Source organism: Rhodoblastus sphagnicola, from assembly GCF_002937075.1.
Classification (GTDB): Bacteria; Pseudomonadota; Alphaproteobacteria; order Rhizobiales; family Beijerinckiaceae; genus Rhodoblastus; species Rhodoblastus sphagnicola.
On the sequence record NZ_NHSJ01000034.1, the window covers coordinates 87,574 to 105,883 of the forward strand.

30 protein-coding genes are annotated in these 18,310 nt (G+C 63.7%); 11 read left to right on the forward strand and 19 right to left on the reverse strand.

The window, feature by feature from the left end; translation table 11 throughout:
• Window positions 1-4 precede the first annotated feature (4 nt).
• Entirely contained in the window at window positions 5-406 is a 402-nt protein-coding gene (gene mutT, locus CCR94_RS04045) for an 8-oxo-dGTP diphosphatase MutT (RefSeq protein WP_104506587.1), read from the forward strand.
• Window positions 407-698: 292 nt separating this feature from the next.
• On the forward strand, window positions 699-1,289 hold the full coding sequence (locus CCR94_RS04050) for a GNAT family N-acetyltransferase (protein ID WP_104506588.1): 591 nt from the start codon (window positions 699-701) through the stop codon (window positions 1,287-1,289).
• Window positions 1,290-1,475: 186 nt separating this feature from the next.
• On the opposite strand, the gene CCR94_RS04055 is transcribed toward CCR94_RS04050, so the two are convergent.
• Genes CCR94_RS04055 through sdhC form a run of 4 tightly spaced genes read right to left on the reverse strand, consistent with a single transcriptional unit; the run spans window position 1,476 to window position 4,961 of the window.
• On the reverse strand, window positions 1,476-2,255 hold the full coding sequence (locus CCR94_RS04055) for a succinate dehydrogenase iron-sulfur subunit (protein ID WP_104506589.1): 780 nt from the start codon (window positions 2,253-2,255) through the stop codon (window positions 1,476-1,478).
• Window positions 2,256-2,273: 18 nt separating this feature from the next.
• A complete protein-coding gene (gene sdhA, locus CCR94_RS04060; protein WP_104506590.1) occupies window positions 2,274-4,085 on the reverse strand; it encodes a succinate dehydrogenase flavoprotein subunit in 1,812 nt (603 codons plus the stop codon).
• Window positions 4,086-4,144: 59 nt separating this feature from the next.
• Window positions 4,145-4,540: a succinate dehydrogenase, hydrophobic membrane anchor protein gene (gene sdhD, locus CCR94_RS04065; protein ID WP_104506591.1), complete on the reverse strand. Its 396-nt coding sequence runs from the start codon at window positions 4,538-4,540 to the stop codon at window positions 4,145-4,147.
• Between the two features lie 10 nt (window positions 4,541-4,550).
• Window positions 4,551-4,961 (reverse strand): succinate dehydrogenase, cytochrome b556 subunit, encoded by a 411-nt coding sequence (gene sdhC, locus CCR94_RS04070; RefSeq protein WP_104506592.1) that lies wholly within the window; start codon window positions 4,959-4,961, stop codon window positions 4,551-4,553.
• Between the two features lie 268 nt (window positions 4,962-5,229).
• Between sdhC and CCR94_RS04075 the strand changes: the two genes are divergently transcribed.
• On the forward strand, window positions 5,230-6,132 hold the full coding sequence (locus tag CCR94_RS04075) for a CE1 family esterase (RefSeq protein ID WP_146089852.1): 903 nt from the start codon (window positions 5,230-5,232) through the stop codon (window positions 6,130-6,132).
• A 234-nt stretch (window positions 6,133-6,366) separates the two neighbouring features.
• Window positions 6,367-6,663, forward strand: coding sequence for a hypothetical protein (locus CCR94_RS04080; protein WP_104506594.1), 297 nt, complete (start codon window positions 6,367-6,369; stop codon window positions 6,661-6,663).
• A 103-nt stretch (window positions 6,664-6,766) separates the two neighbouring features.
• On the opposite strand, the gene CCR94_RS04085 is transcribed toward CCR94_RS04080, so the two are convergent.
• The gene (locus CCR94_RS04085) at window positions 6,767-6,973 is read right to left on the reverse strand and encodes a TOBE domain-containing protein (RefSeq protein ID WP_104506595.1); all 207 of its coding nucleotides are present in this window, start codon (window positions 6,971-6,973) and stop codon (window positions 6,767-6,769) included.
• 306 nt (window positions 6,974-7,279) lie between these two features.
• On the opposite strand from CCR94_RS04085, the gene CCR94_RS04090 reads away from it, so the two are divergent.
• From CCR94_RS04090 to CCR94_RS04110, 5 genes are all read left to right on the forward strand, one after another.
• The gene (locus CCR94_RS04090; RefSeq protein WP_104506596.1) at window positions 7,280-7,600 is read left to right on the forward strand and encodes a HesB/IscA family protein; all 321 of its coding nucleotides are present in this window, start codon (window positions 7,280-7,282) and stop codon (window positions 7,598-7,600) included.
• Window positions 7,600-8,778 carry a cysteine desulfurase NifS gene (nifS, locus tag CCR94_RS04095; RefSeq protein WP_104506597.1) on the forward strand — a complete coding sequence of 393 codons (1,179 nt, stop codon included), beginning with the start codon at window positions 7,600-7,602 and terminating at the stop codon, window positions 8,776-8,778. Before CCR94_RS04090 ends, nifS begins: the two co-directional genes overlap by 1 nt.
• A 6-nt stretch (window positions 8,779-8,784) precedes the next feature.
• On the forward strand, window positions 8,785-9,978 hold the full coding sequence (gene nifV, locus CCR94_RS04100; RefSeq protein WP_104506598.1) for a homocitrate synthase: 1,194 nt from the start codon (window positions 8,785-8,787) through the stop codon (window positions 9,976-9,978).
• On the forward strand, window positions 9,975-10,211 hold the full coding sequence (locus CCR94_RS04105; RefSeq protein ID WP_104506599.1) for a hypothetical protein: 237 nt from the start codon (window positions 9,975-9,977) through the stop codon (window positions 10,209-10,211). The genes nifV and CCR94_RS04105 overlap by 4 nt, the downstream gene beginning before the upstream one ends.
• A gap of 352 nt (window positions 10,212-10,563) precedes the next feature.
• On the forward strand, window positions 10,564-10,794 hold the full coding sequence (locus tag CCR94_RS04110) for a hypothetical protein (RefSeq protein WP_425332307.1): 231 nt from the start codon (window positions 10,564-10,566) through the stop codon (window positions 10,792-10,794).
• 112 nt (window positions 10,795-10,906) lie between these two features.
• Here the strand turns inward: CCR94_RS04110 and CCR94_RS04115 are convergent, their stop codons facing one another.
• From CCR94_RS04115 to CCR94_RS04130, 5 genes are read right to left on the reverse strand one after another with little or no spacing between them, the layout of a single operon-like run.
• Entirely contained in the window at window positions 10,907-11,299 is a 393-nt protein-coding gene (locus CCR94_RS04115; RefSeq protein ID WP_104506601.1) for a group II truncated hemoglobin, read from the reverse strand.
• A 1-nt stretch (window position 11,300) separates the two neighbouring features.
• Window positions 11,301-11,453, reverse strand: a complete 153-nt coding sequence (locus CCR94_RS26540; protein WP_425332308.1) for a DUF6156 family protein — start codon at window positions 11,451-11,453, stop codon at window positions 11,301-11,303.
• On the reverse strand, window positions 11,450-11,836 hold the full coding sequence (locus CCR94_RS04120; RefSeq protein ID WP_104506602.1) for a group II truncated hemoglobin: 387 nt from the start codon (window positions 11,834-11,836) through the stop codon (window positions 11,450-11,452). The genes CCR94_RS26540 and CCR94_RS04120 overlap by 4 nt, the downstream gene beginning before the upstream one ends.
• Window positions 11,833-12,099 carry a DUF6156 family protein gene (locus CCR94_RS04125; RefSeq protein ID WP_104506603.1) on the reverse strand — a complete coding sequence of 89 codons (267 nt, stop codon included), beginning with the start codon at window positions 12,097-12,099 and terminating at the stop codon, window positions 11,833-11,835. Before CCR94_RS04125 ends, CCR94_RS04120 begins: the two co-directional genes overlap by 4 nt.
• A gap of 2 nt (window positions 12,100-12,101) precedes the next feature.
• The gene (locus tag CCR94_RS04130) at window positions 12,102-12,548 is read right to left on the reverse strand and encodes a Rieske (2Fe-2S) protein (RefSeq protein WP_104506604.1); all 447 of its coding nucleotides are present in this window, start codon (window positions 12,546-12,548) and stop codon (window positions 12,102-12,104) included.
• A gap of 74 nt (window positions 12,549-12,622) precedes the next feature.
• On the opposite strand from CCR94_RS04130, the gene CCR94_RS04135 reads away from it, so the two are divergent.
• On the forward strand, window positions 12,623-13,261 hold the full coding sequence (locus tag CCR94_RS04135) for a glutathione S-transferase family protein (protein ID WP_104506656.1): 639 nt from the start codon (window positions 12,623-12,625) through the stop codon (window positions 13,259-13,261).
• 89 nt (window positions 13,262-13,350) lie between these two features.
• Complete coding sequence (locus CCR94_RS04140) at window positions 13,351-13,776, forward strand: SufE family protein (protein WP_104506605.1); 426 nt, start codon at window positions 13,351-13,353, stop codon at window positions 13,774-13,776.
• Window positions 13,777-13,845: 69 nt separating this feature from the next.
• Here the strand turns inward: CCR94_RS04140 and CCR94_RS04145 are convergent, their stop codons facing one another.
• From CCR94_RS04145 to CCR94_RS04185, 9 genes are all read right to left on the reverse strand, one after another.
• A complete protein-coding gene (locus CCR94_RS04145) occupies window positions 13,846-14,058 on the reverse strand; it encodes a DUF4381 domain-containing protein (protein ID WP_104506606.1) in 213 nt (70 codons plus the stop codon).
• A gap of 207 nt (window positions 14,059-14,265) precedes the next feature.
• Window positions 14,266-14,565: a 2Fe-2S iron-sulfur cluster-binding protein gene (locus CCR94_RS04150; RefSeq protein ID WP_104506607.1), complete on the reverse strand. Its 300-nt coding sequence runs from the start codon at window positions 14,563-14,565 to the stop codon at window positions 14,266-14,268.
• A gap of 63 nt (window positions 14,566-14,628) precedes the next feature.
• Window positions 14,629-15,825 (reverse strand): DegT/DnrJ/EryC1/StrS family aminotransferase, encoded by a 1,197-nt coding sequence (locus CCR94_RS04155; RefSeq protein ID WP_104506608.1) that lies wholly within the window; start codon window positions 15,823-15,825, stop codon window positions 14,629-14,631.
• The gene (locus CCR94_RS04160) at window positions 15,822-16,082 is read right to left on the reverse strand and encodes a hypothetical protein (protein ID WP_104506657.1); all 261 of its coding nucleotides are present in this window, start codon (window positions 16,080-16,082) and stop codon (window positions 15,822-15,824) included. Before CCR94_RS04160 ends, CCR94_RS04155 begins: the two co-directional genes overlap by 4 nt.
• Before the next feature lie 13 nt (window positions 16,083-16,095).
• Window positions 16,096-16,335, reverse strand: coding sequence for a nitrogen fixation protein NifZ (locus CCR94_RS04165; RefSeq protein WP_104506609.1), 240 nt, complete (start codon window positions 16,333-16,335; stop codon window positions 16,096-16,098).
• Window positions 16,332-16,652 (reverse strand): nitrogen fixation protein NifZ, encoded by a 321-nt coding sequence (locus CCR94_RS04170; RefSeq protein WP_104506610.1) that lies wholly within the window; start codon window positions 16,650-16,652, stop codon window positions 16,332-16,334. Before CCR94_RS04170 ends, CCR94_RS04165 begins: the two co-directional genes overlap by 4 nt.
• Window positions 16,633-17,406, reverse strand: coding sequence for a 4Fe4S-binding leucine-rich repeat protein (locus tag CCR94_RS04175; RefSeq protein ID WP_104506611.1), 774 nt, complete (start codon window positions 17,404-17,406; stop codon window positions 16,633-16,635). The genes CCR94_RS04170 and CCR94_RS04175 overlap by 20 nt, the downstream gene beginning before the upstream one ends.
• Window positions 17,399-17,935, reverse strand: coding sequence for a tetratricopeptide repeat protein (locus CCR94_RS04180; protein ID WP_104506612.1), 537 nt, complete (start codon window positions 17,933-17,935; stop codon window positions 17,399-17,401). The genes CCR94_RS04175 and CCR94_RS04180 overlap by 8 nt, the downstream gene beginning before the upstream one ends.
• Window position 17,936: 1 nt before the next feature.
• Window positions 17,937-18,251 carry a HesB/IscA family protein gene (locus CCR94_RS04185; RefSeq protein ID WP_104506613.1) on the reverse strand — a complete coding sequence of 105 codons (315 nt, stop codon included), beginning with the start codon at window positions 18,249-18,251 and terminating at the stop codon, window positions 17,937-17,939.
• Window positions 18,252-18,310 lie beyond the last annotated feature (59 nt).

The window sequence follows — 18,310 nt, forward strand, 5'->3', positions numbered from 1 at the left end:
TCACATGAAGCTGCTGCTCGTCGTCGCCGCCGCCCTGATCGACGCCGACAATCGCGTGCTGATCGCCCAGAGGCCGGAGGGCAAGACGCTCGCCGGCCTTTGGGAGTTTCCCGGCGGCAAGATCGACGCCGACGAGCGCCCGGAACAGGCGCTCGTCCGTGAACTGCACGAAGAACTCGGTATTTCTGTAAAGACAGCCTGCCTGGCCCCTTTGATCTTCGCCAGTCATGCTTATCCAGATTTTCATCTTTTGATGCCACTGTATGTTTGCCGTCGCTGGGAAGGACATATTGCCGCATGCGAAGGTCAAACATTGAAATGGGTTGCCGCAACTAAACTGCGGGACTATTCGATGCCTCCGGCGGATGAACCGCTCATTCTCGCTCTGGTTGAGCTTCTGGCTTGACTCAACCCCAGGGGCTTGCCTTACGCAGGCTTGGCTCAAGGATGGGGCGGCACAATGGGCAGTGTCAGCAGTGGGTCGTGAGGAAGAATCTTGGCATTGAATGTGGTAAATTTCCTAGCATGTGAGATGCGCTTGATTTGATCACCCTGCCTTATGACCGAAGTCATTTGCCACTTGTCCGCTCTTGAACTAATTGCTGCGCTGCACCATAATAAGAATAATGAGGAAACGTCCGCGAGGGGGTGAGCTTCAACAGCGGCTCTTCGGTCGCACAAATGAATAGGAAGACCACATGGAACAAGCTATGATCCATGGAGGCTTGGTCCGCAGACTGTGGCCGGCCGACCTGCCGGCGTTCCGGGACCATTTGCTGCGCCTCGACGCGCAGAGCCGTTATGACCGCTATGCCATGGCGGTAAATGATGATTTTCTGACCCGCTACGCCGAGCGCTGCTTCGGTATCGACGACGTGATCTACGGCTATTACGTCGACGGCGTGCTGCGCGGCGCGGGGGAACTGCGCTCGGTCGGAAACAACATCATCGGCGGTTCGGTCGAGGCGGCCTTCTCGGTCGAGAAAAACTGGCGCCGACGCGGCGTGGGCACCGAACTGATGTCGCGCATCGTGCGGGCGGCGCGCAACCGCCGCGCCGACGCGCTCTACATGACCTGCCTCGCGGGCAATATCGCGATGCAAGGGCTGGCGCGCAAATTCGCCGCCGACCTTCGGTTCGAAACCGACGACAGCACCGGCAAGCTGGTGGCGCGCGCGCCCAACGCGGCCTCGGTCTGGGGCGAGTTCGCCGACAATGCGACCAGTTTCGCAACGGCCATGCTGGACTTGCAAACCCGCGTGTTCTCGATGCAGCAGCGCGCGTCGTAAGACGCCGCGACACTCAATTCGAAAAAGCGCGTCCTTCGGGGCGCGCTTTTTTGTGCTGAGAGCACGCCGTCGGCTCCCGTTCCCCGCGCGCGGGGAGCGCGGACGCGACTCGCATTCCCGCCCCCTCAATGAAAAGAGGCGCGTCCCCTTGAGAACGCGCCTTTTTTTATTCAATGGCTCGGCGCCTCAAGCCTGCCGCGCCACCATCATGTTCTTGATTTCCGCGATCGCCTTGGCCGGGTTCAAACCCTTGGGGCAGGCGCGGGCGCAGTTCATGATGGTGTGGCAGCGATAGAGCCGGAACGGGTCTTCGAGTTCGTCCAGGCGCTCGCCCGTGCCCTCGTCGCGCGAATCGATCAGCCAGCGATAGGCCTGCAACAGCGCGGACGGGCCGAGGTAACGGTCGCCGTTCCACCAGTAGGACGGGCACGAGGTCGAACAGCACGCGCACAGGATGCACTCGTAGAGGCCGTCGAGCTTGCTGCGGTCACCCGGCGATTGCAGCCATTCCTTTTCCGGCGCCGGCGTCTCGGTCTTGAGCCAGGGCTCGATCGAGGCGTGCTGGGCGTAGAAATGGGTCAGGTCCGGCACCAGATCCTTCACCACGGGCATGTGCGGCAGCGGGAAGATTTTGACCGGCGCCTTGACCTCGTCGATGGCCTTGGTGCAGGCGAGCGTGTTCTGGCCGTCGATGTTCATGGCGCAGGAGCCGCAAATGCCTTCGCGGCAGGAGCGGCGCAGCGTCAGCGTCGGGTCGATCCTGTTCTTGATGTAGAGCAACGCGTCCAGCACCATCGGGCCGCAGTCGTCGAGATCGACATAAAACGTGTCGATCTGGGGGTTGAGACCATCGTCCGGATTCCAGCGGTAGATCTGGAATTCGGTCAGTCTCTTCGCGTTGGCCGGCTTGGGCCAGATCTTGCCGGGTCCGTAGACCGAGTTCTTCGGCAGGGCGATTTCAGCCATATCTCTAAAGCCTCTCGATCAATACACGCGCGCCTTGGGCTCGATGTAGGAGACCTCTTCGGTCATGGTGTAGCTGTGGACCGGGCGGTAATCGATGGAGACGGCCTTGGCCGTATCATCGATGGTCGCCAGCGTGTGCTTCATCCAGTTGGCGTCGTCGCGCGCGGCGAAATCCTCGCGGGCATGAGCGCCGCGCGATTCCTTGCGGTTTTCCGCGCCGACCATGGTGACGACCGCCTGCACGATCAGGTTGTCGAATTCCAGCGTCTCGATCAGATCGGAATTCCACACCAGCGAGCGGTCGGTGACCTTCAAGTCGTCGCGGCCGTTCCAGACGTCCTGGATCAGCTTCACGCCTTCCTGCAGCACTTCGCCGGTGCGGTACACCGCGCAATTGTTCTGCATCACCTTCTGCATGCTCAGGCGCAATTCCGCGGTCGGGGTCGCGCCCTTGGCGTAGCGGTAACGGTCGAGACGCGACAGCGACAGCTCCGCCGAATCGGCCGGCAGTTCCGGTTGCTTGGCGCCCGCCTTGACGATTTCGGCGGCGCGCAGGCCGGCGGCGCGGCCGAACACCACGAGATCGATCAGCGAATTGGAGCCGAGCCGGTTGGCGCCGTGGACCGACACGCAGGCGGCTTCGCCGAGCGCCATCAGGCCGGGCACCACCACATCGGGGTTGTCCCCCTTCTTGGTGAGCACCTCGCCGTGATAATTGGTCTGGATGCCGCCCATATTGTAATGGACCGTCGGCAGCACCGGAATCGGCTCGCGGGTCACATCGACGCCGGCGAAAATTCTCGCGCTTTCCGAAATGCCGGGCAGACGCTCGTGCAGGATGGCCGGATCGAGATGGTCGAGGTGGAGGTAGATATGGTCGGCGCCCTTGCCGACGCCGCGTCCCTCGCGAATCTCCATGGTCATGGCGCGCGAGACCATGTCGCGCGGGGCCAGATCCTTCACCGACGGCGCATAGCGCTCCATGAAGCGTTCGCCCTTGGCGTTGGTGAGATAGCCGCCCTCGCCGCGCGCGCCCTCGGTGATCAGGCAGCCCGCGCCATAAATGCCGGTCGGGTGGAACTGCACGAATTCCAGATCCTGAATCGGCAGGCCCGCGCGCAGAATCATGCCGCCGCCGTCGCCGGTGCAGGTGTGGGCCGACGTCGCCGAGAAATAAGCGCGGCCATAACCGCCGGTCGCCAGAATGACCAGTTGCGACCGGAAGCGGTGGATGGTGCCGTCGTCCAGCTTCAGGCAGACCACGCCGCGGCACTGGCCCTGCGCGTCCATGATCAGGTCGATGGCGAAATATTCGATGAAGAACTCGGTCTCGTTCTTCAGCGCCTGCCCGTAAAGGGTGTGCAGCATGGCGTGGCCGGTGCGGTCGGCGGCGGCGCAGGTGCGCTGCGCCGGCGGGCCCTTGCCGTAGTCCGTGGTCATGCCGCCGAACGGACGCTGGTAGATCTTGCCCTCCGCCGTGCGCGAGAACGGCACGCCCCAATGTTCGAGTTCATAAACGGCGGCGGGCGCGTTGCGGCACAGATATTCGATCGCGTCCTGGTCTCCGAGCCAGTCGGAGCCCTTGACGGTGTCGTACATGTGCCATTTCCAGTTGTCCGGCCCCATATTGGCCAGCGAGGCGGCGACGCCGCCCTGCGCGGCCACCGTATGGGAGCGGGTCGGAAACACTTTTGAAATGCAGGCGGTGCGCAAGCCGGCCTGCGAGCAGCCGACAGTGGCGCGCAAGCCCGCGCCGCCGGCGCCGACCACCACCACGTCAAAAGTGTGATCGACGATCGGATAGGCCTTGCCGCCGTCAGGAGAAGCCATGGTTGATGCCCTTGAAAGTCTGGAACGACAGGCGCGAATTTTTCCGCGCCGGGATGTCCTTATTGAACGAAGCTGAGACGCAGCACGGCGAAGACGCAGACCAGGCCCACGCCGGCCGCGAAGCAGAAGTTCGCCATCAGCGCGAGCTCCCTCATGTGCTGGTGCCGGATGTAGTCCGCGATCACCGAGCGCATGCCTTCCGCCATGTGCCACACGCTGGCCAGGACGAACAGGATCATCAGGATCGCGACGAGCGGCGCCCCGAGCAGCGCGCGCGCGCTGGCGAGGTCGGCCTTGCCCAGCATGGCCACGATCACCACGAAGGCGATGGTCAGCGGCAGCAGCGCGAAGGAGGTCAGGCGAATCGCCCAGAGAGTCTCGGTGCCGGATCTGGCCACGCCGAGATATTTTACGCGCGCGCGGGGGGTCTGGACTATGGAATCGGGCTTGGGCATGTGCGCCTCCTCAAAGCAGATAGGCGCCGGCCCAGGCCAGCGCGGTGAGGACGACGGCCCCGATCAGCGAGCCCCAGGCCAGCGCGTTGCGGGCGCCCGGCTCGAAGCCGCGGGCGGCTTCCCACACCGCGTGACGCAAGCCGCCGCAGACATGCAGCATCAGCGCGAACGTATAGCCAAACAGGATCACTTGGCCAATGAGCGAGCCGAAGAAGCGGGAAACATCGGCGAAAGCGACGCCGCCGCCGGCCGCCGCCAGCAGATAGACGGTCAGCAGCAGCGTGCCCACGTAGAGGGCGACGCCGGTCGCGCGGTGGAAGATCGACACCACCATGGTGGCCGACCAGCGATAGATCTGGATGTGCGGCGAAAGCGGACGGCGCTGCTCGATCGGCAGCGGGCTGTAATTGGCCTCGGCCATGAGATGCCTTTCTGTTGAACCGCGGAGTTCGGCTGCGACGATTAGGCGCGGCGCCGCCCTTCAGGTTGGGGTCTCGATACTGGAAAGCCGCCGCCTGCGCAATGCAGCCGGCGTCAACCCTTAGAATGACGAGGGGGCGCGCGCCGCTCCGACGCGCGCGCAAGATTGCGGCCGATTCTGGCGAGGCCGCCTTGTTTTCGCCGCGCGCCGGAGGCAATCTCCCGCCGATTGGAGCATCTGGTCCGAGCAGGTGATTGGAGATCGTGTCTTGCACTTGAAAAACCTGTTCGGGGCCGCGCGCGCCGCCGCGGCGTCTGGACTCGCCACCCTTCTCCTGCTCGTCTCCACGCCCGCCGAGGCCGGGGCGAGGTTGACGATTTCCTCCGACGGAATTTCGCGCGCCGCCGTTCTCGTCGCGCGCGACCGCCTGAAATTGCGCCGGCGCCCGTTGATCATCGTGCTCCAGCGCTCCGGCGGCCTGGGCGTGCGCGGCCGGCGCCACCATGGTCTCGAACAGGCGGCGGGCTCCAAGCCGATTTTCATCTATCCCGAGGCGCTTGGCGGCAAATGGCCGATCGCTCCCGGCCCCGACACCGATCGCGAGGTCAATTTCCTCCACAATCTCACCGATCACCTGATCGACCAGGGCCGGATCGATCCGCGCCGAATCTTTGTCGTCGGAATCGGCTCCGGCGGCCCCCTCGCCTATCGCGCCGCCTGCGGCGGCGTGGGCCGTCCGGTCGTCGGACTCGCCACCGTCGTCTCCGCCATGCCGCAAGACCTCGCCGCTTGCGCGCCCGCCGCCCCGCTCGCCTATATCGCCGTGAACGCCGCGCAGGACCCCAAGATTCCTTACGCGGGCGGCGCAGCGACGGCGGGCGAGGTCAGTTTCGACGCCCTCGGCGCCGAGCAGAGCCTGCAAGCTTTCGCCAAGATCAACAGCTGCGGCGCGCGGCGCGACGACAAGCGCCTTCCCGAGCACAAGGACGGCCGAGGCGCGCATGGCGCAATCCTGACCTTCGCAAATTGCAAGGCTCCGACCGAACTGATCCGCATCGACGCCGCCAGCCATCGCCTGCCCGGCCGCACGCCGGAAAGCGGCGACGGCGTTCCCGAGGATTTCGACGCCAACCGCGCGATCTGGGACTTCCTGCAACGCAGCGGCGCGTAAGCCGCGCGACAGGCTCATTCGGTTTTCCGTAACCAAGGACTTCGTCTGCCGCAGAGGCAGGCGAAGAAAAGCGGTTGCGAGCGCAGGAGTTTTGATCTAGATCAATCCTTATGATTTGATCTAGATCAAACGCCGCCGCGAGATTCGGATGCTTTCGCTTTCGACTCAACGGATTGGTGAGGCAAGTCCAGCTCTCGTCACATCCGGCAGGCCCACTCAAGCTCCGAGGGTAACATGACGCTGAACGCCACTGTCGCCGGCCCGTTCGAATTCGTGGAAGCCGAAATCGCCCAGTCCGAAGTCGCCCACACGGAAATCGCCCACGCCGAAATCGCCCACGCCGAAATCGCAAGCGCCGACGCCGCCAACACCGAGCGGCGCGATGTCGCGGTGTTCTTCGGCTTCTCTTTCGCCCTCGTCGGCTCCATCGTCCTGGCCGCCATGACGGTGGGCCTCGGCGGCGTTGGCATGATCGCCATTGTCGAAACCGCCGCCATGATCGGCGTCTGCGTCCTGCTGACCGCCGGCTGAACGCGTTTACACCAACAAAAAGCCCCGCCGGCTTGCGCTCGCGGGGCTTTTTGCTTGGCCGCCCCCCTGTCGCAAACGCGACACGGGGCTGACGCCAGACGGTTCAGTCAACCATCACCATCACGTCGGAGGATTTCACCACCGCCGAAGCTTTCCCGCCAACCTTGAGGCCGAGTTCATCGACCGATTCATTGGTGATGGCGGCGGTGATCATCAGGCCGTTGACGTCGATGCGGACATGAGCGGTGGTCGCGCCCTTCTTGATCTCGACAATTGTGCCGGGGAGGACGTTGCGCGCTGAGATCTTCATTTTCCTGCCCTTTCGACCGATTCGTGGCGAAGCCACGCTCCAGCACTTAAAGCATTTTGAAGCGAAATGAATGCCGGTTCGCGTGAAGAAAACGATTTAGAGCATGATCCCAAAACGTGGACACCGGTTTTTGGAAAAGATCATGCGAAAACAAACCGTCTAGAGCGCGATGCGTTTCCGTGGCAACGCATCGTGCTCTAATGCGCCCGCGCATGGCGCCCCGCGACGATCCGACGCCTGTCGCGACTCCGACACGGACAATGGCGCCGGATTTGCTCGACTTTGGCGCAATCGCGGAGTCCTGCCATGATCCACCTGACGCCCAGCGCCGTTTCCGCCGCCAAAACCCTGGTCGAAACCGCGAAGTCGCCGACCGAGGGCCTGCGCATCATGGTCGAGGCCGGTGGCTGCTCCGGCTTCATGTACAAGATGGAACTCGCCCCGGAACAGCGCGCGGGCGACACGATGATCGAAGCCGATGGCGTCAAAATCTTCATCGACGACCTGTCGCAGCCGATGGTTGCCGGCATGGTGGTCGATTACGCCAGTTCGCTGGAGCATTCCGGCTTCGTGTTCCAGAACCCCAACGCCACGGCGTCCTGCGGCTGCGGCAAGAGTTTCGCGTGATGACGACGAACCTTCGCGCCTATCTCGACAACAACGCCACCACGCGGGTCGATCCGCAAGTGGTGGCGGCCATGCTGCCCTTCTTCACCGAGGATTTCGGCAACGCCTCCTCGACCCATGAGTTTGGCGCGGCGGTGGCGCCCGCCCTGAAGGCGGCGCGGCAGGCCGTGCAGGCCCTGATCGGCGCGGAATTCGACCATGAGGTGATTTTCACCAGCGGCGGCACCGAATCGAACACGACCGCGCTGCTGTCGGCGCTGGACACCCAGGCGGGACGCGACGAGATCGTCACCAGCGCGGTCGAGCACCCCGCCGTGCTGAACCTGTGTCAGCACCTGGAAAAAATCGGCCGCGCCAAAATCCATGTCATCCCTGTCAATGAAGCCGGCGATCTCGATCTGGAGGCCTATCGAGCCGCCCTGTCGGAGAAAACCGCCGTCGTCTCGATCATGTGGGCCAACAACGAGACCGGCAAGATTTTTCCCGTCGCCGAATTGGCGACGCTGGCCAAGACGGTCGGCGCGCTGTTCCACACCGATGCGGTGCAGGCGACCGGAAAAATCGCGCTGAACGTCAAGGACAAAGCCATCGACATACTGTCGCTGTCGGGCCACAAACTGCACGGCCCCAAGGGCGTTGGCGCGCTTTACGTCAAAAAGGGCGTCAAATTTTCACCGCTGTTTCGCGGCGGCAAGCAGGAGCGCGGCCGGCGCGCCGGCACCGAGAACGCGCCCGGCATTGTCGGGCTTGGCGCCGCCGCGAAACTGGCGCTGGAGGCCGATTACGCCCGCATCGCCGCCCTGCGCGACCGCCTGCAACAGGGCCTCGCCGCCGCCATCCCCTGCGCGCTGGTCAACGGCGGCGGCGCGCGCCTGCCCAATACGCTCAACATCGCCTTCGGCTACGCCGACAGCGAGGCGCTGCTGCACAAGCTCGACAGAACCGGGATCGCCGCCTCCTCCGGCTCGGCCTGCGCCTCCGGATCCATGGAGCCGAGCCATGTGCTGCGCGCCTTGCGCGTCCCGCCGCTCTATTTGCAGGGCGCGCTGCGCTTCTCGCTGTCGCGCGACACCACCGACGCCGAGATCGACGCCGTGCTGCAACATCTCCCCGCTATCGTCGCCTCGGCGCGCGAGAAATCGCCGCTCTGGGTGGAATTTTGCAAAAAGACCGCGTGACGCCCCATGGAAGCAATCTCCCATAGAATCCAGATCAACGACACCACCCTGCGCGACGGCGAACAGGCGCCGGGCGTGGTGTTCACGCTGGCCGAAAAATGCGCCATCGCCCGCGAACTCAGCCAAGCCGGCGTCGATGAAATCGAAGCCGGCACGCCCGCCATGGGCGAGGAGGTCGTCGAAGGCATTGCGGCCATCGTCAGCGAAGATCTTTCGCCTCGCGTCACCGCCTGGTGCCGTCTCAACGAGGCCGACGTGGACGCCGCGCTGCGGGCGGGCGTCAAGCACGTCAACATTTCCGCGCCAATGTCGCGGCTGCAGATGCGGGTAAAACTGAAGGCCGAACCCGACGAGGTCGCCGCGCGCGTCACCCGCGTGATCGGCTATGCCCGCGACAAGGGTTTGGAGGTCGCGCTCGGCGGCGAGGATTCTTCGCGCGCCGATCTGCGCGATATCGGGCTGATCGCCGGCGCGGCGGCGAAACTGGGCGTGTTCCGCCTCCGCTTCGCCGATACGCTCGGCCTGCTCGATCCGTTCTCGACCTATGAATATATCAAGCGGCTGCGCGACGAGACCGATCTGCCGATCGAATTCCACGGCCACAACGATCTCGGCCTCGCCACCGCCAACACGCTCGCCGCGATTCGCGCCGGCGCCAGCGCCGCCAGCGTCACCGTGCTGGGCCTGGGCGAGCGCGCCGGCAATGCGCCGCTGGAGGAAATCGCCGTCGCCCTGCCGCGCACGGCCGACGCGCGAACCGGCGTCGATCCCACCCGTCTGATGCAGCTATGCGAACGGGTCGCCGACGCCGCGCGCGAAAAAATCCCCCGCGCCAAGCCGATCGTCGGCGCCGACATTTTCACCCACGAATCCGGCATCCACGTCGCCGGCCTGCTCACGGATGTCCGCACTTACCAGGGCCTCGACCCGGCGCTGCTCGGGCGCGGCCACCGCGTGGTGATCGGCACGCATTCCGGCGTCGCCGCCGTGCGCTCGGTCTGCGCGAGCGCGGGCCTCGACCTCGATGGTCCCGCCGCCGCCGCCGTGCTGGCGCGGGTCAAAGCCATCGCCAAGCAGACCAAGACGCTGGTGCCGGACGCGCGGGTGTGTCAGGTCGCGCGGCAGGAAATCGCCCGGCGGCGAGAAGCCGAGACGAGCGAAAGCCCCCGCGCGTCACTGGACTTGAGGCTGCATCCATGAGCGGGTTTTTTGTCGATTGGAACGGCGACCTGCGCGCGACCGACGATCCCGGCGGCGGCTACAGCTGCGAAATCGACTTGCCCGTGCGCTATGTCGCGGTCAAGAACAAGAACGGCGTCACCATCCACGAGGCGACGCTGTATCGCAACCAGGCCGACCTCGACAAGGCCAGGATCAAGGCGGGACTCGTTCCCGGTTCAAAATCCTGGGGCAGCCCCAAAGAGGGCTTTTAGGCATAGGCGCTAGGTTAAGGTGGTGGCTGCTGAGAACTGCGTGGGTTGGTCCCCTCCTGCTTCGAGACGGCGAGCTCTGCTCGCCTCCTCAGCATGAGGAGACCAATGGAATCAATCGAGTAGCCCTCATGCTGAGGAGGCTCCGAAGGAGCCGTCTCGAAGCACGAGGGCGGTCCACGGCTTTAGAGCATTTTCAAGCGAAGTGGACACCGGTTCGCGTGAAGAAAATGCGTTAAAACAAGAATCTAGAGCATTTTCATGTTTCCACGAAACGTGAAAAAATGCTCTAGCCGCAGCCTGCCAGCGCTTAGCCTGGCGCATATGGGGCTTTTAGGAGGCCAGCTTGGTTCCCATGACCATTCTTGTCGACGACAAGCCGAAATGCGTGGTCCGCCCCAATGACATCAAGCATTTGCAGCGGTTCCTGCGCACCGGCAAGCCTTGGCTGCTGGCCGGAGCGCCCGATGGAAGGCTCGCCCATCGCGAGGCCGATCCGAACGAACGCGCGCTCTGGGAAAACGCGCGCGGCCTGCATGGCATAGCCGGCGGCGAGGACGAGGACTTTTTCGGGACGCCGCTCTAGAGCATGATCCCAAAAAGTGGATGCCGGTTTTCGGAAAAGATCATGCGAAAACTAAGACTCTAGAGCGTGATGCGTTTCCGTGGAAACGCATCACGCTCTAAGTGAAAAGCGCTCACCCCGTATTGCGCATCATGTCGGCGAGCTTCTGCACCTTATCGTGCAGTTGCACGCGGGTTTCGGCGTCGGCGACATGCTCCGCAAGCGCCAGATCCATGCATTCCATCCAGACGTCGGCGGCGTAATTGTCGATCGGAAAGGCCATGTGGCGCTGGCGCATGGGCGGATGGCCCTTTTCCGACGAATAGAGCACGGGTCCACCCGTCTGTTCGCTCAGAAATTTCTTGAGCACGCTCTTCATGCCGATGAGACCATCGCCATGCATGGCGCGAATGGTTTGCGCCTGCGGCAGCAGGCTCATTTGGCGGTAAAAACTCTCGACCACGCGATCGATCGCCTCGGCGCCGCCGATGCGCTCATAGATGCTGGCCGCCTCCGACTCGCTCATGTCAATTCAACTCCCTCACGGCCGGGTCTTCGTCCGGCAAAAAGATTTCCGCGCGACGCGGCGCGCCTGCCGCCTTATAGGCGTGGACGCACGTCACTTCTATGTCACCATAAACGATCTTTTCAGAGCGCAACAGGGGATCGGCCGCGCTCACTCGGAATTGCGCATCCAGTCGGCGAGCTTTTTCATATTGTCGCGCAATTGCGCGCGCGCGTCGGCGTCGGCGACATGCTGCTCCAGCGCCGTGTCCATGCAGGCCATCCAGGCGTCGCGGGCGGCATTGTCGATGGGAAAGCCCATATGGCGCTGGCGCATGCGCGGATGACCCTTTTCCGGGGAATAGATCACGGGGCCGCCGGTCCATTCGCTCAGATATTTCTTCAGCACGCTCTTCACGCCGCCGAGATCGTCGGCATGCATGGCGCGGATGGTTTGCGCCTGCGGCAACGTGTCCATGGCGAGATAGAAACTCTCGACCACGCGATCGATCGCGACGGCGCCGCCAATGCGCGCGTACATGCTCGCCGGTTCGCTCATGCCAGAAAATCCACAATGGTCGGGTCTTCGTCGGGCATGACGATTTCCGCGCGGCGCAACGCGCCATTGGCGTCGTAATCGTAAATATGGGTCAGTTCTATGTCGCCATAGACGATCTTTTCAAACCGCAGCAAACGCTCCGCCTCGTCATAATCGGCGCGAATAAAAGTGTTGCGGTTGGCGAGCGCCTCCGGCGCGATCTCGCTCACGAGCTTCAGCGGCAGTTTGACGCCATTGGTGGCGAGGAAATAGCGTCGGGTCATGGTCAGCCCAGGGGTATCGTGATGTCCATGGTGTCGTCGTCGTCCCAGGAGCGTTGCTCCTCGACCAGTTTGACGCCGTGGATGCAGACATCGCCCGTGACCACCGCCACGCCGATTTTTACAAGTTGCGCGCCCTCGCAGGGGCCGGCGACGCATTTGCCGCTTTCGAGGTCGAATTGCGAACCGTGCCGCCCGCAGCGCAGCAGCGCGCCGCTGTCGTCGAAGAATGTCCCCGAGCCGACATTGAGCCACACCCCCTGGTGCGGGCAGGCGTTGCGATAGGCGAAATGGTCGCCGCGCTTGTTGCGGGCGATGACAATGCGGAACGGTTTGTGGCCGTCCCCGTCGGGTTCGGCGAGATCGAACGCCCGCGCGCCGCCGCGCGGAATCTCCTCGACTTCACAAATGGCGAAATATTCAGGGCGCGGCCTGTCCGCACTGACGCTCATGGCGGGCTCTCGTAGCTGGAAACGTCACGAAATTTGCAAGAAACGCGCCAAGGACCACGGAGAAACCAATGCCGATGAAACTCTACATGACGCCGGGCTCGTGCTCGACCGCCATCCACATATTGCTGGAAGAACTGGAGGAGGTCTTTGAAGCCCATATCGTCAACCTGCCGGCCGGCGACCAGTTCAAGCCCGACTATCTCGCCATCAATCCCAAGGCCAACATACCCGCCCTCGTGCGTCCCGATGGTTCGGTGCTGACCGAGGTGCCCGCCATCGCCTTCTGGCTGGCGAAAACCCGCCGCAAGGGCAAATTCTGGCCGGACAACCCCGAGGACGAGACCCGCGCGCTCGAAACCATGATTTTCGTCGCCTCGTCCATCCACGGCCACGGTTTCGCGCGCTATTTCGCGCCCGGACATTTCTGCGCGGATTCGGCGCTGCACGAGAGCGTCAAGGCGCAGGGCCTCGCGCTGGCGCAAAAGGGGCTGGCGCTGGTGAACCGCCAGTTGGAGGGCCGCGACTGGGTCGCCCAAAGTTTTTCCGCAGCCGATCCCGTGCTGTTCTATGTCGTGTTCTGGGCCGACAAGGTGGGCATGCGCCTGCCCGCCAATATCCTGCGCCATTACCGGACCATGCTGGCGCGCCCGGCGGTCAACCAGGTTTTGCGCGAGGAAGGCTATCGGCCGGAAACGCTGGCCAAAGGCGCGTGAAGGGCTTGTCTGACACGCGACAAAGCGCGAAACAGGGAAGCGCGTTTCTTGCATGGCTCCCGCGAAACGCGCAGGCGGAAAGGTTTGACATGACTCTGGACGAAATCATCGAAAGTTTCGAGTTCCTCGACGATTGGGACGACCGCTACCGCTATCTGATCGAAATCGGCCGCAGCCTCGATCCTCTGCCGGAGGCGGCGCATACCGACGCCAACAAGGTGCGGGGCTGCGCCAGTCAGGTCTGGCTGCAAACGACCATCTCGCGCAACGCCGACGGCGTTCCGGTGCTGAACTTTCTCGGCGACAGCGACGCCCATATCGTGCGCGGTCTGGTCGCGCTGACGCTGGCCTATTTCTCCGGCCATACCGCCAAGGAAATCATCGCCGCCGACGCGCCGGCCCTGTTCCGGCGGCTGGGCTTCGAGCAGCACCTGACCCCGCAGCGCTCCAACGGCCTGCGCTCGATGGTCGATCGCATCAAACGCGACGCCGCGGCCGCGCTCGCCGCCGCCTGAATTTCGGAAAAATCGTATCGGAAAAATCGCAAAAAAACCCGCCGGCGCCCAGCCGACGGGTCGAAACAGTCAGACGCCGGCTTCCGCCTTCAGCGCGTCGAGGTCGCTCGGCGACAGCCGGAAAATGTGGCGTCCGCCCGACAGCGCCGCGCCGGCGTGCGGAACCTTCTGGCAGAGGAAGTTGAACCATTGCTGTCCCGTCAGATTCGCGGGACGCTCGCCGATCTCCTTGATCGTGCCGTCGGGATAGTAGCAGGCGTGGACGATAACTTCAGTCGTCATAGTGTTAACTCCCTGACAATAGCCCCTTCCCGATACGCTCTCCCGCTTCGCCCGAATCCCGGAGAGCGCCCGGGCCGTCGCGCTTTGCGGAGGCCGGGGACGGTCCCTCCGCGCGCGTCGCCGGCTCATGAAAAGACAAGCCGGCGCCTTTCCCGCGCGACGACTTTTTTGCCGCGCGGGTCACTTGCGTCTGAATCTAAAAAACGATCAGACGAAGCTGAGAATTTCCACCTTGACGTTTTCCGTGCCCAAAATGCTGCTCTGGCAGGCGAGGCGCGACTTGGAGCCGACGCCGACGAGTTCGTCGAGCTTGGAATTCTCTTCCTTGGTGGTTTTGGTCACGCCCTTGCGGCCTTCGAGCACGGAAATGTGGCAGGAGCCGCATTGGGCCTTGCCGTCGCATTTGTGGTTGAAACCCGGAATCGCCTTGAGGATCACGGAGAGAAGCGTCTCGCCCTCGTTGGCTTCCACCACCGCGCCCGAAGGCGCCAAAGTCACAGATACCATTCGTCCCAACTCCATTATTATCGACGCCGCTTGGCGCGGTCGTCGTTTTGCGTCCGGCGCCGCTCAATAAATGGCGGCGCCGGCGCCCACGGTGACCGACGCGTCCTTCATGGTCGCGACGATGAATTCGATCTGCTCCGCGCTGAGGTGGCTGTGGAACGGCAGCGCCACCGCGCGATCGGCCACCTTTTCGGTGACGAGAAGGTCGCCGCGCCGCCAGCCGCGCTCGAAATAATGGCGTTGCAAATGCAGCGGCGCGCTATAGGGCGCGGCCTCGATCTGTTCGAGCGCCAGATCCTCGACGATGGAATCGCGGCTCTTCCGGTCAAAGCGCGTGCCGAGATGCACGACATAGACGAACCAGTGCAGGTCGGTGACATCCGGCCCGATATAGGGCGGCTTGATGCCCTCAAAACTCTGGACGAAACCGGCGTAGGTCGTTTCGGTCTCGCGGCGTTTCGCCAGGATTTCGTCGAGCCGCGACAATTGCACCAGACCGAGCGCGGCGGATATGTCGCTCATCTTGGCCTGAAAGGCCGGGGCGCTGGTCACGGCCACCGAGCCGCGCTCCTCCACCGCATGGGAGCGGCGGCGGCGGATGGCCATGGCCAGATTGACATTGTCGGTGACGATCATGCCGCCCTCGCCGCAGGTCAGCGGCGACGGCTGCGAAAAATCGAAGAAGCTGGCGTCGCCGAACGTGCCGACGAGTTCGCCCTTGTAGCGCGAGCCGATGGATTCGCTGCAATCCTCGATCAGCGGCGCGCCGGCCTTGTCCGCGAGTTCCCGCAGCGCGGTCCAGTCAGCGGGATGGCCGTTGACATTGAGCGCGACAATGGCGCGGGTCTTGTCGGTGAGTTTCAGTTCCGCCTTTTTCGCGGTGACGCAGCCCGACCAGTAATCGATGTCGGCGAATACAGGCGTCGCGCCAAGCGCGGCGATGGCCTGCGCGCATTCGCGGAAGGAGTACGCCGGCGCGATCACCTCGTCGCCGGGGCCAATGCCCTGCGCCGTGAGAATGAGCATGAGGCCCAGCGTTCCGCTGGGAACCGCGATGGCGTAGCGCCGCCCGAGATAGGCCGCGAACGCCTTTTCGAACTCATCGACCACCGGGCCGGCGCCGAGGAACGGCGAGCGCAGCACGGACTCGACCGCCTTCAGCTCTTCCGCCGTGAGATCGGGGTCGGACAGCGGAATCGGCTCGTCCGGGATTTCGATATATTGGCCTTCGCCTTCGTCGCTGTAATCGTATTCGGTCATTTGACAGCCCGCCTGGCCAGAATGAAGCCGGTCGCCTGGGCGGGATCGGCCACCACGACAGGGCAATGGTCGCCGCCGACGAGATGGAGGTCGAACAGACCCGCCGTCTTGTAAGGCGTCTCCGCGACATCGGAGGCGTCGCAGCGCAGCCAGGCCATGCGCGGATATTTTGCGCGCAATTCCGCCAGAACCACCGGAGATTGCGCCGCTGCCACTTGCGCCTCGATGTCGATCAGGACGGCTTCGTCGATACCCATTTTCGCCTCCAAATCAGACCGGCTCGATTTCCTCTTCGAGGCAGCCGACCACGTATTTCTGTTCGAATTCGACCATGTAGATGGGCGTGCTGGTCTCGACATGGGCGCCGACCTGCACGATTTCGCCCAATGTCCCTTCCGGGGCCAGCACCGCGTCCTCATCGACGCCGGGGAAGGAGCCGTCATTGACGAGGTCTTGCAGGCAGCGCACGCGCATGCCCCATTGGAATTTCGGTTCGCGCGGATCAATCATGCGTCCAGCTCCTGCGGCAGGGGAAGGTCTTCGTCGTCGGCGCTGATGTCGGCCGATTCGAGTTCGCGGCGCTTCATGCCGACGCGGTTGCCGCTGTCGAGGAATTCGACGCCGTAAATGTAAAACTGTTGCAGAAAGGTCCCGATGCTCACGACATAGCCGACCTCGCCCTTCTTCACGAGCTGCTCGCCGATCTCCTTGCCGGCATAGGTGCCGTCATTGCGCACCATGCGCTTCGCCCTGACTTTGGCGCCGTAATTGAAGAACGGCGGCTCCGTCAGTTCACAGACATCGCTGTCACGAACGATATTGCTCATTCTCGCTCCTCCCTTCCGCGAGACGCTTGCGCGCGGTCTCGCGCACCATCTCGTCCTCGTCCTCGGCCAATTGCGCCAGCAGGTCCAAATCGATCCGGCTCGCCGCCTCGTGGCGCACGCGCCAGTCCTCATCCTGGCTCATGCGCGCCAGATGGTGCGGCGCCAGCCGCTGGGCGACCTCAAGCCGCACCCGCGCCTCGGTGTCGGTCATCATGCGCATCAGCACGTCATGTTCGGCGCGCTGCGCCACCACCCGGCGCACTTCCGGTTCGGGATCTCCGACCATCCACTCCAGCAGATTCGGCGCCAGTCTCCGCGCAATCACCTGACGGACATAGTAATCTTCATCCTGCAACATCGGGACCAGATCGGAATCGTCCAGCAGCGTGACGATGCGGATGCGGACTTCGCGATGCGGGTCGTGACGCAGTTTCAGAATATGCTTCTTCGGCAGGCGCCGCGCGGCGTTCCAGCGCACGGTCTCTTCGGGGTCATCGAGCAGGGGGACCAGCAGGAACACCGCCGCGTGCTTCGCGGCTATGGCGCGCACCTCGAAATGTTCGTGCCTGAGATAGTCGTTGGCGAGCAGCGGATTCCAGTTGAAAAACCGGTCGATGCGCCGGGCGTAGCGGTCGTTGACGCAGGCGTGGGAAAGCCGACATTTGCCCGCGCTGAGCATGTCCTGATGCCGACAGGCGCGACAATCGACCTGCTCGCCGCGCCAGTCCACGGTTTCGTCAATCGTATCATTCATTCCCGCTCTCCGCGCGCTGGAGAACGTCGAGCAACAGTTTCGCGTTGACGCGATCGGTCGGGTCGAGTTCGAGCAATTTTTCCGCGGCCGCGCGGCCCTCGTCAAGATCGCCGAGCCGCAGATGCAGATAAGCGTAGCCCTTCAGGCAGAACATGAAGAACCGCGCCATCACGTCGTCATAGCAGCCGAAATCCGCGTCGGTCGCGCGGACGTCGCGCCAGTCGGTGCAAAAGTTCTTTTCGCGCGCCGTCTTGGTCAGGCAGCGCTTGCCGATGGCGAGAGCTTCCTCAAGCCGGCCCTTGTAAAAGAAATAGCGGTACCAACCGATCAGCACCGCGAAATGGTCCGGGGCGGCGGCTTCCGCGTCGCGCAAAAAAGCTTCGGCGGTTTGCGGGTCCGCATAGTTCAGCCCCGCCTGCTCCAGAGCGCGCTCGGCCTGGAGGGGAAGCCCGCCGCCGAAGATCGCATGCGACAGCACGCCCTCTTCGGCGAACAAGACCTCACTCTGACGCGACGCGGCCTGGATCATGTCAGTTGGAGCTGCAGCAGGCCTGCGCCTTGGGGTCGTGGAAGACAAGGCCGGTCGAGGTGGGGGTCTCCGCGAAATCCACGGTGACGCCTTGAAGCAGCAGGCGGCTTTCCGCCGGCAGGAACAGTTTGACGCCATCGCGGATGACGACGGCGTCGCCCGGCATCGGCTCGGGCAAAACGGCGATATCGGCTGACAGGCCGGAGCAGCCGCCCGGCGTCACGGCAAGGCGGAAGCCGGCGCCGGCGCCGCCATCGCTCATGACCATCATGCGCATGAAACGTTGGGCTTTTGGCGTGACGGTGAAATTGGTCATGACGGTCCTTTCGATTGTCCGCGGTGGACCGCCCTCGCCCTTCGAGACGGCTCCTGCGG

What these genes read in the sequence shown, in the direction of transcription:
- CCR94_RS04170 (WP_104506610.1), bottom strand. Translation starts at nt 16,652, where the DNA reads ATGAGCAATATCGTTCGTGACAGCGATGTCTGTGAACTGACGGAGCCG.
- sdhC (WP_104506592.1), bottom strand. Translation starts at nt 4,961, where the DNA reads ATGGCCGAGGCCAATTACAGCCCGCTGCCGATCGAGCAGCGCCGTCCG.
- nifV (WP_104506598.1), top strand. Translation starts at nt 8,785, where the DNA reads ATGGAAGCAATCTCCCATAGAATCCAGATCAACGACACCACCCTGCGC.
- CCR94_RS04125 (WP_104506603.1), bottom strand. Translation starts at nt 12,099, where the DNA reads ATGACCCGACGCTATTTCCTCGCCACCAATGGCGTCAAACTGCCGCTG.
- CCR94_RS04165 (WP_104506609.1), bottom strand. Translation starts at nt 16,335, where the DNA reads ATGATTGATCCGCGCGAACCGAAATTCCAATGGGGCATGCGCGTGCGC.
- nifS (WP_104506597.1), top strand. Translation starts at nt 7,600, where the DNA reads ATGACGACGAACCTTCGCGCCTATCTCGACAACAACGCCACCACGCGG.
- CCR94_RS04150 (WP_104506607.1), bottom strand. Translation starts at nt 14,565, where the DNA reads ATGGTATCTGTGACTTTGGCGCCTTCGGGCGCGGTGGTGGAAGCCAAC.
- CCR94_RS04180 (WP_104506612.1), bottom strand. Translation starts at nt 17,935, where the DNA reads ATGATCCAGGCCGCGTCGCGTCAGAGTGAGGTCTTGTTCGCCGAAGAG.
- CCR94_RS04080 (WP_104506594.1), top strand. Translation starts at nt 6,367, where the DNA reads ATGACGCTGAACGCCACTGTCGCCGGCCCGTTCGAATTCGTGGAAGCC.
- CCR94_RS04175 (WP_104506611.1), bottom strand. Translation starts at nt 17,406, where the DNA reads ATGAATGATACGATTGACGAAACCGTGGACTGGCGCGGCGAGCAGGTC.
- CCR94_RS04155 (WP_104506608.1), bottom strand. Translation starts at nt 15,825, where the DNA reads ATGACCGAATACGATTACAGCGACGAAGGCGAAGGCCAATATATCGAA.
- sdhA (WP_104506590.1), bottom strand. Translation starts at nt 4,085, where the DNA reads ATGGCTTCTCCTGACGGCGGCAAGGCCTATCCGATCGTCGATCACACT.
- sdhD (WP_104506591.1), bottom strand. Translation starts at nt 4,540, where the DNA reads ATGCCCAAGCCCGATTCCATAGTCCAGACCCCCCGCGCGCGCGTAAAA.
- CCR94_RS04090 (WP_104506596.1), top strand. Translation starts at nt 7,280, where the DNA reads ATGATCCACCTGACGCCCAGCGCCGTTTCCGCCGCCAAAACCCTGGTC.
- CCR94_RS04055 (WP_104506589.1), bottom strand. Translation starts at nt 2,255, where the DNA reads ATGGCTGAAATCGCCCTGCCGAAGAACTCGGTCTACGGACCCGGCAAG.
- mutT (WP_104506587.1), top strand. Translation starts at nt 5, where the DNA reads ATGAAGCTGCTGCTCGTCGTCGCCGCCGCCCTGATCGACGCCGACAAT.
- CCR94_RS04135 (WP_104506656.1), top strand. Translation starts at nt 12,623, where the DNA reads ATGAAACTCTACATGACGCCGGGCTCGTGCTCGACCGCCATCCACATA.
- CCR94_RS04145 (WP_104506606.1), bottom strand. Translation starts at nt 14,058, where the DNA reads ATGACGACTGAAGTTATCGTCCACGCCTGCTACTATCCCGACGGCACG.
- CCR94_RS04115 (WP_104506601.1), bottom strand. Translation starts at nt 11,299, where the DNA reads ATGAGCGAGTCGGAGGCGGCCAGCATCTATGAGCGCATCGGCGGCGCC.
- CCR94_RS04130 (WP_104506604.1), bottom strand. Translation starts at nt 12,548, where the DNA reads ATGAGCGTCAGTGCGGACAGGCCGCGCCCTGAATATTTCGCCATTTGT.
- CCR94_RS04120 (WP_104506602.1), bottom strand. Translation starts at nt 11,836, where the DNA reads ATGAGCGAACCGGCGAGCATGTACGCGCGCATTGGCGGCGCCGTCGCG.
- CCR94_RS04140 (WP_104506605.1), top strand. Translation starts at nt 13,351, where the DNA reads ATGACTCTGGACGAAATCATCGAAAGTTTCGAGTTCCTCGACGATTGG.
- CCR94_RS04085 (WP_104506595.1), bottom strand. Translation starts at nt 6,973, where the DNA reads ATGAAGATCTCAGCGCGCAACGTCCTCCCCGGCACAATTGTCGAGATC.
- CCR94_RS04110 (WP_425332307.1), top strand. Translation starts at nt 10,564, where the DNA reads ATGACCATTCTTGTCGACGACAAGCCGAAATGCGTGGTCCGCCCCAAT.
- CCR94_RS04160 (WP_104506657.1), bottom strand. Translation starts at nt 16,082, where the DNA reads ATGGGTATCGACGAAGCCGTCCTGATCGACATCGAGGCGCAAGTGGCA.
- CCR94_RS04105 (WP_104506599.1), top strand. Translation starts at nt 9,975, where the DNA reads ATGAGCGGGTTTTTTGTCGATTGGAACGGCGACCTGCGCGCGACCGAC.
- CCR94_RS04050 (WP_104506588.1), top strand. Translation starts at nt 699, where the DNA reads ATGGAACAAGCTATGATCCATGGAGGCTTGGTCCGCAGACTGTGGCCG.
- CCR94_RS04185 (WP_104506613.1), bottom strand. Translation starts at nt 18,251, where the DNA reads ATGACCAATTTCACCGTCACGCCAAAAGCCCAACGTTTCATGCGCATG.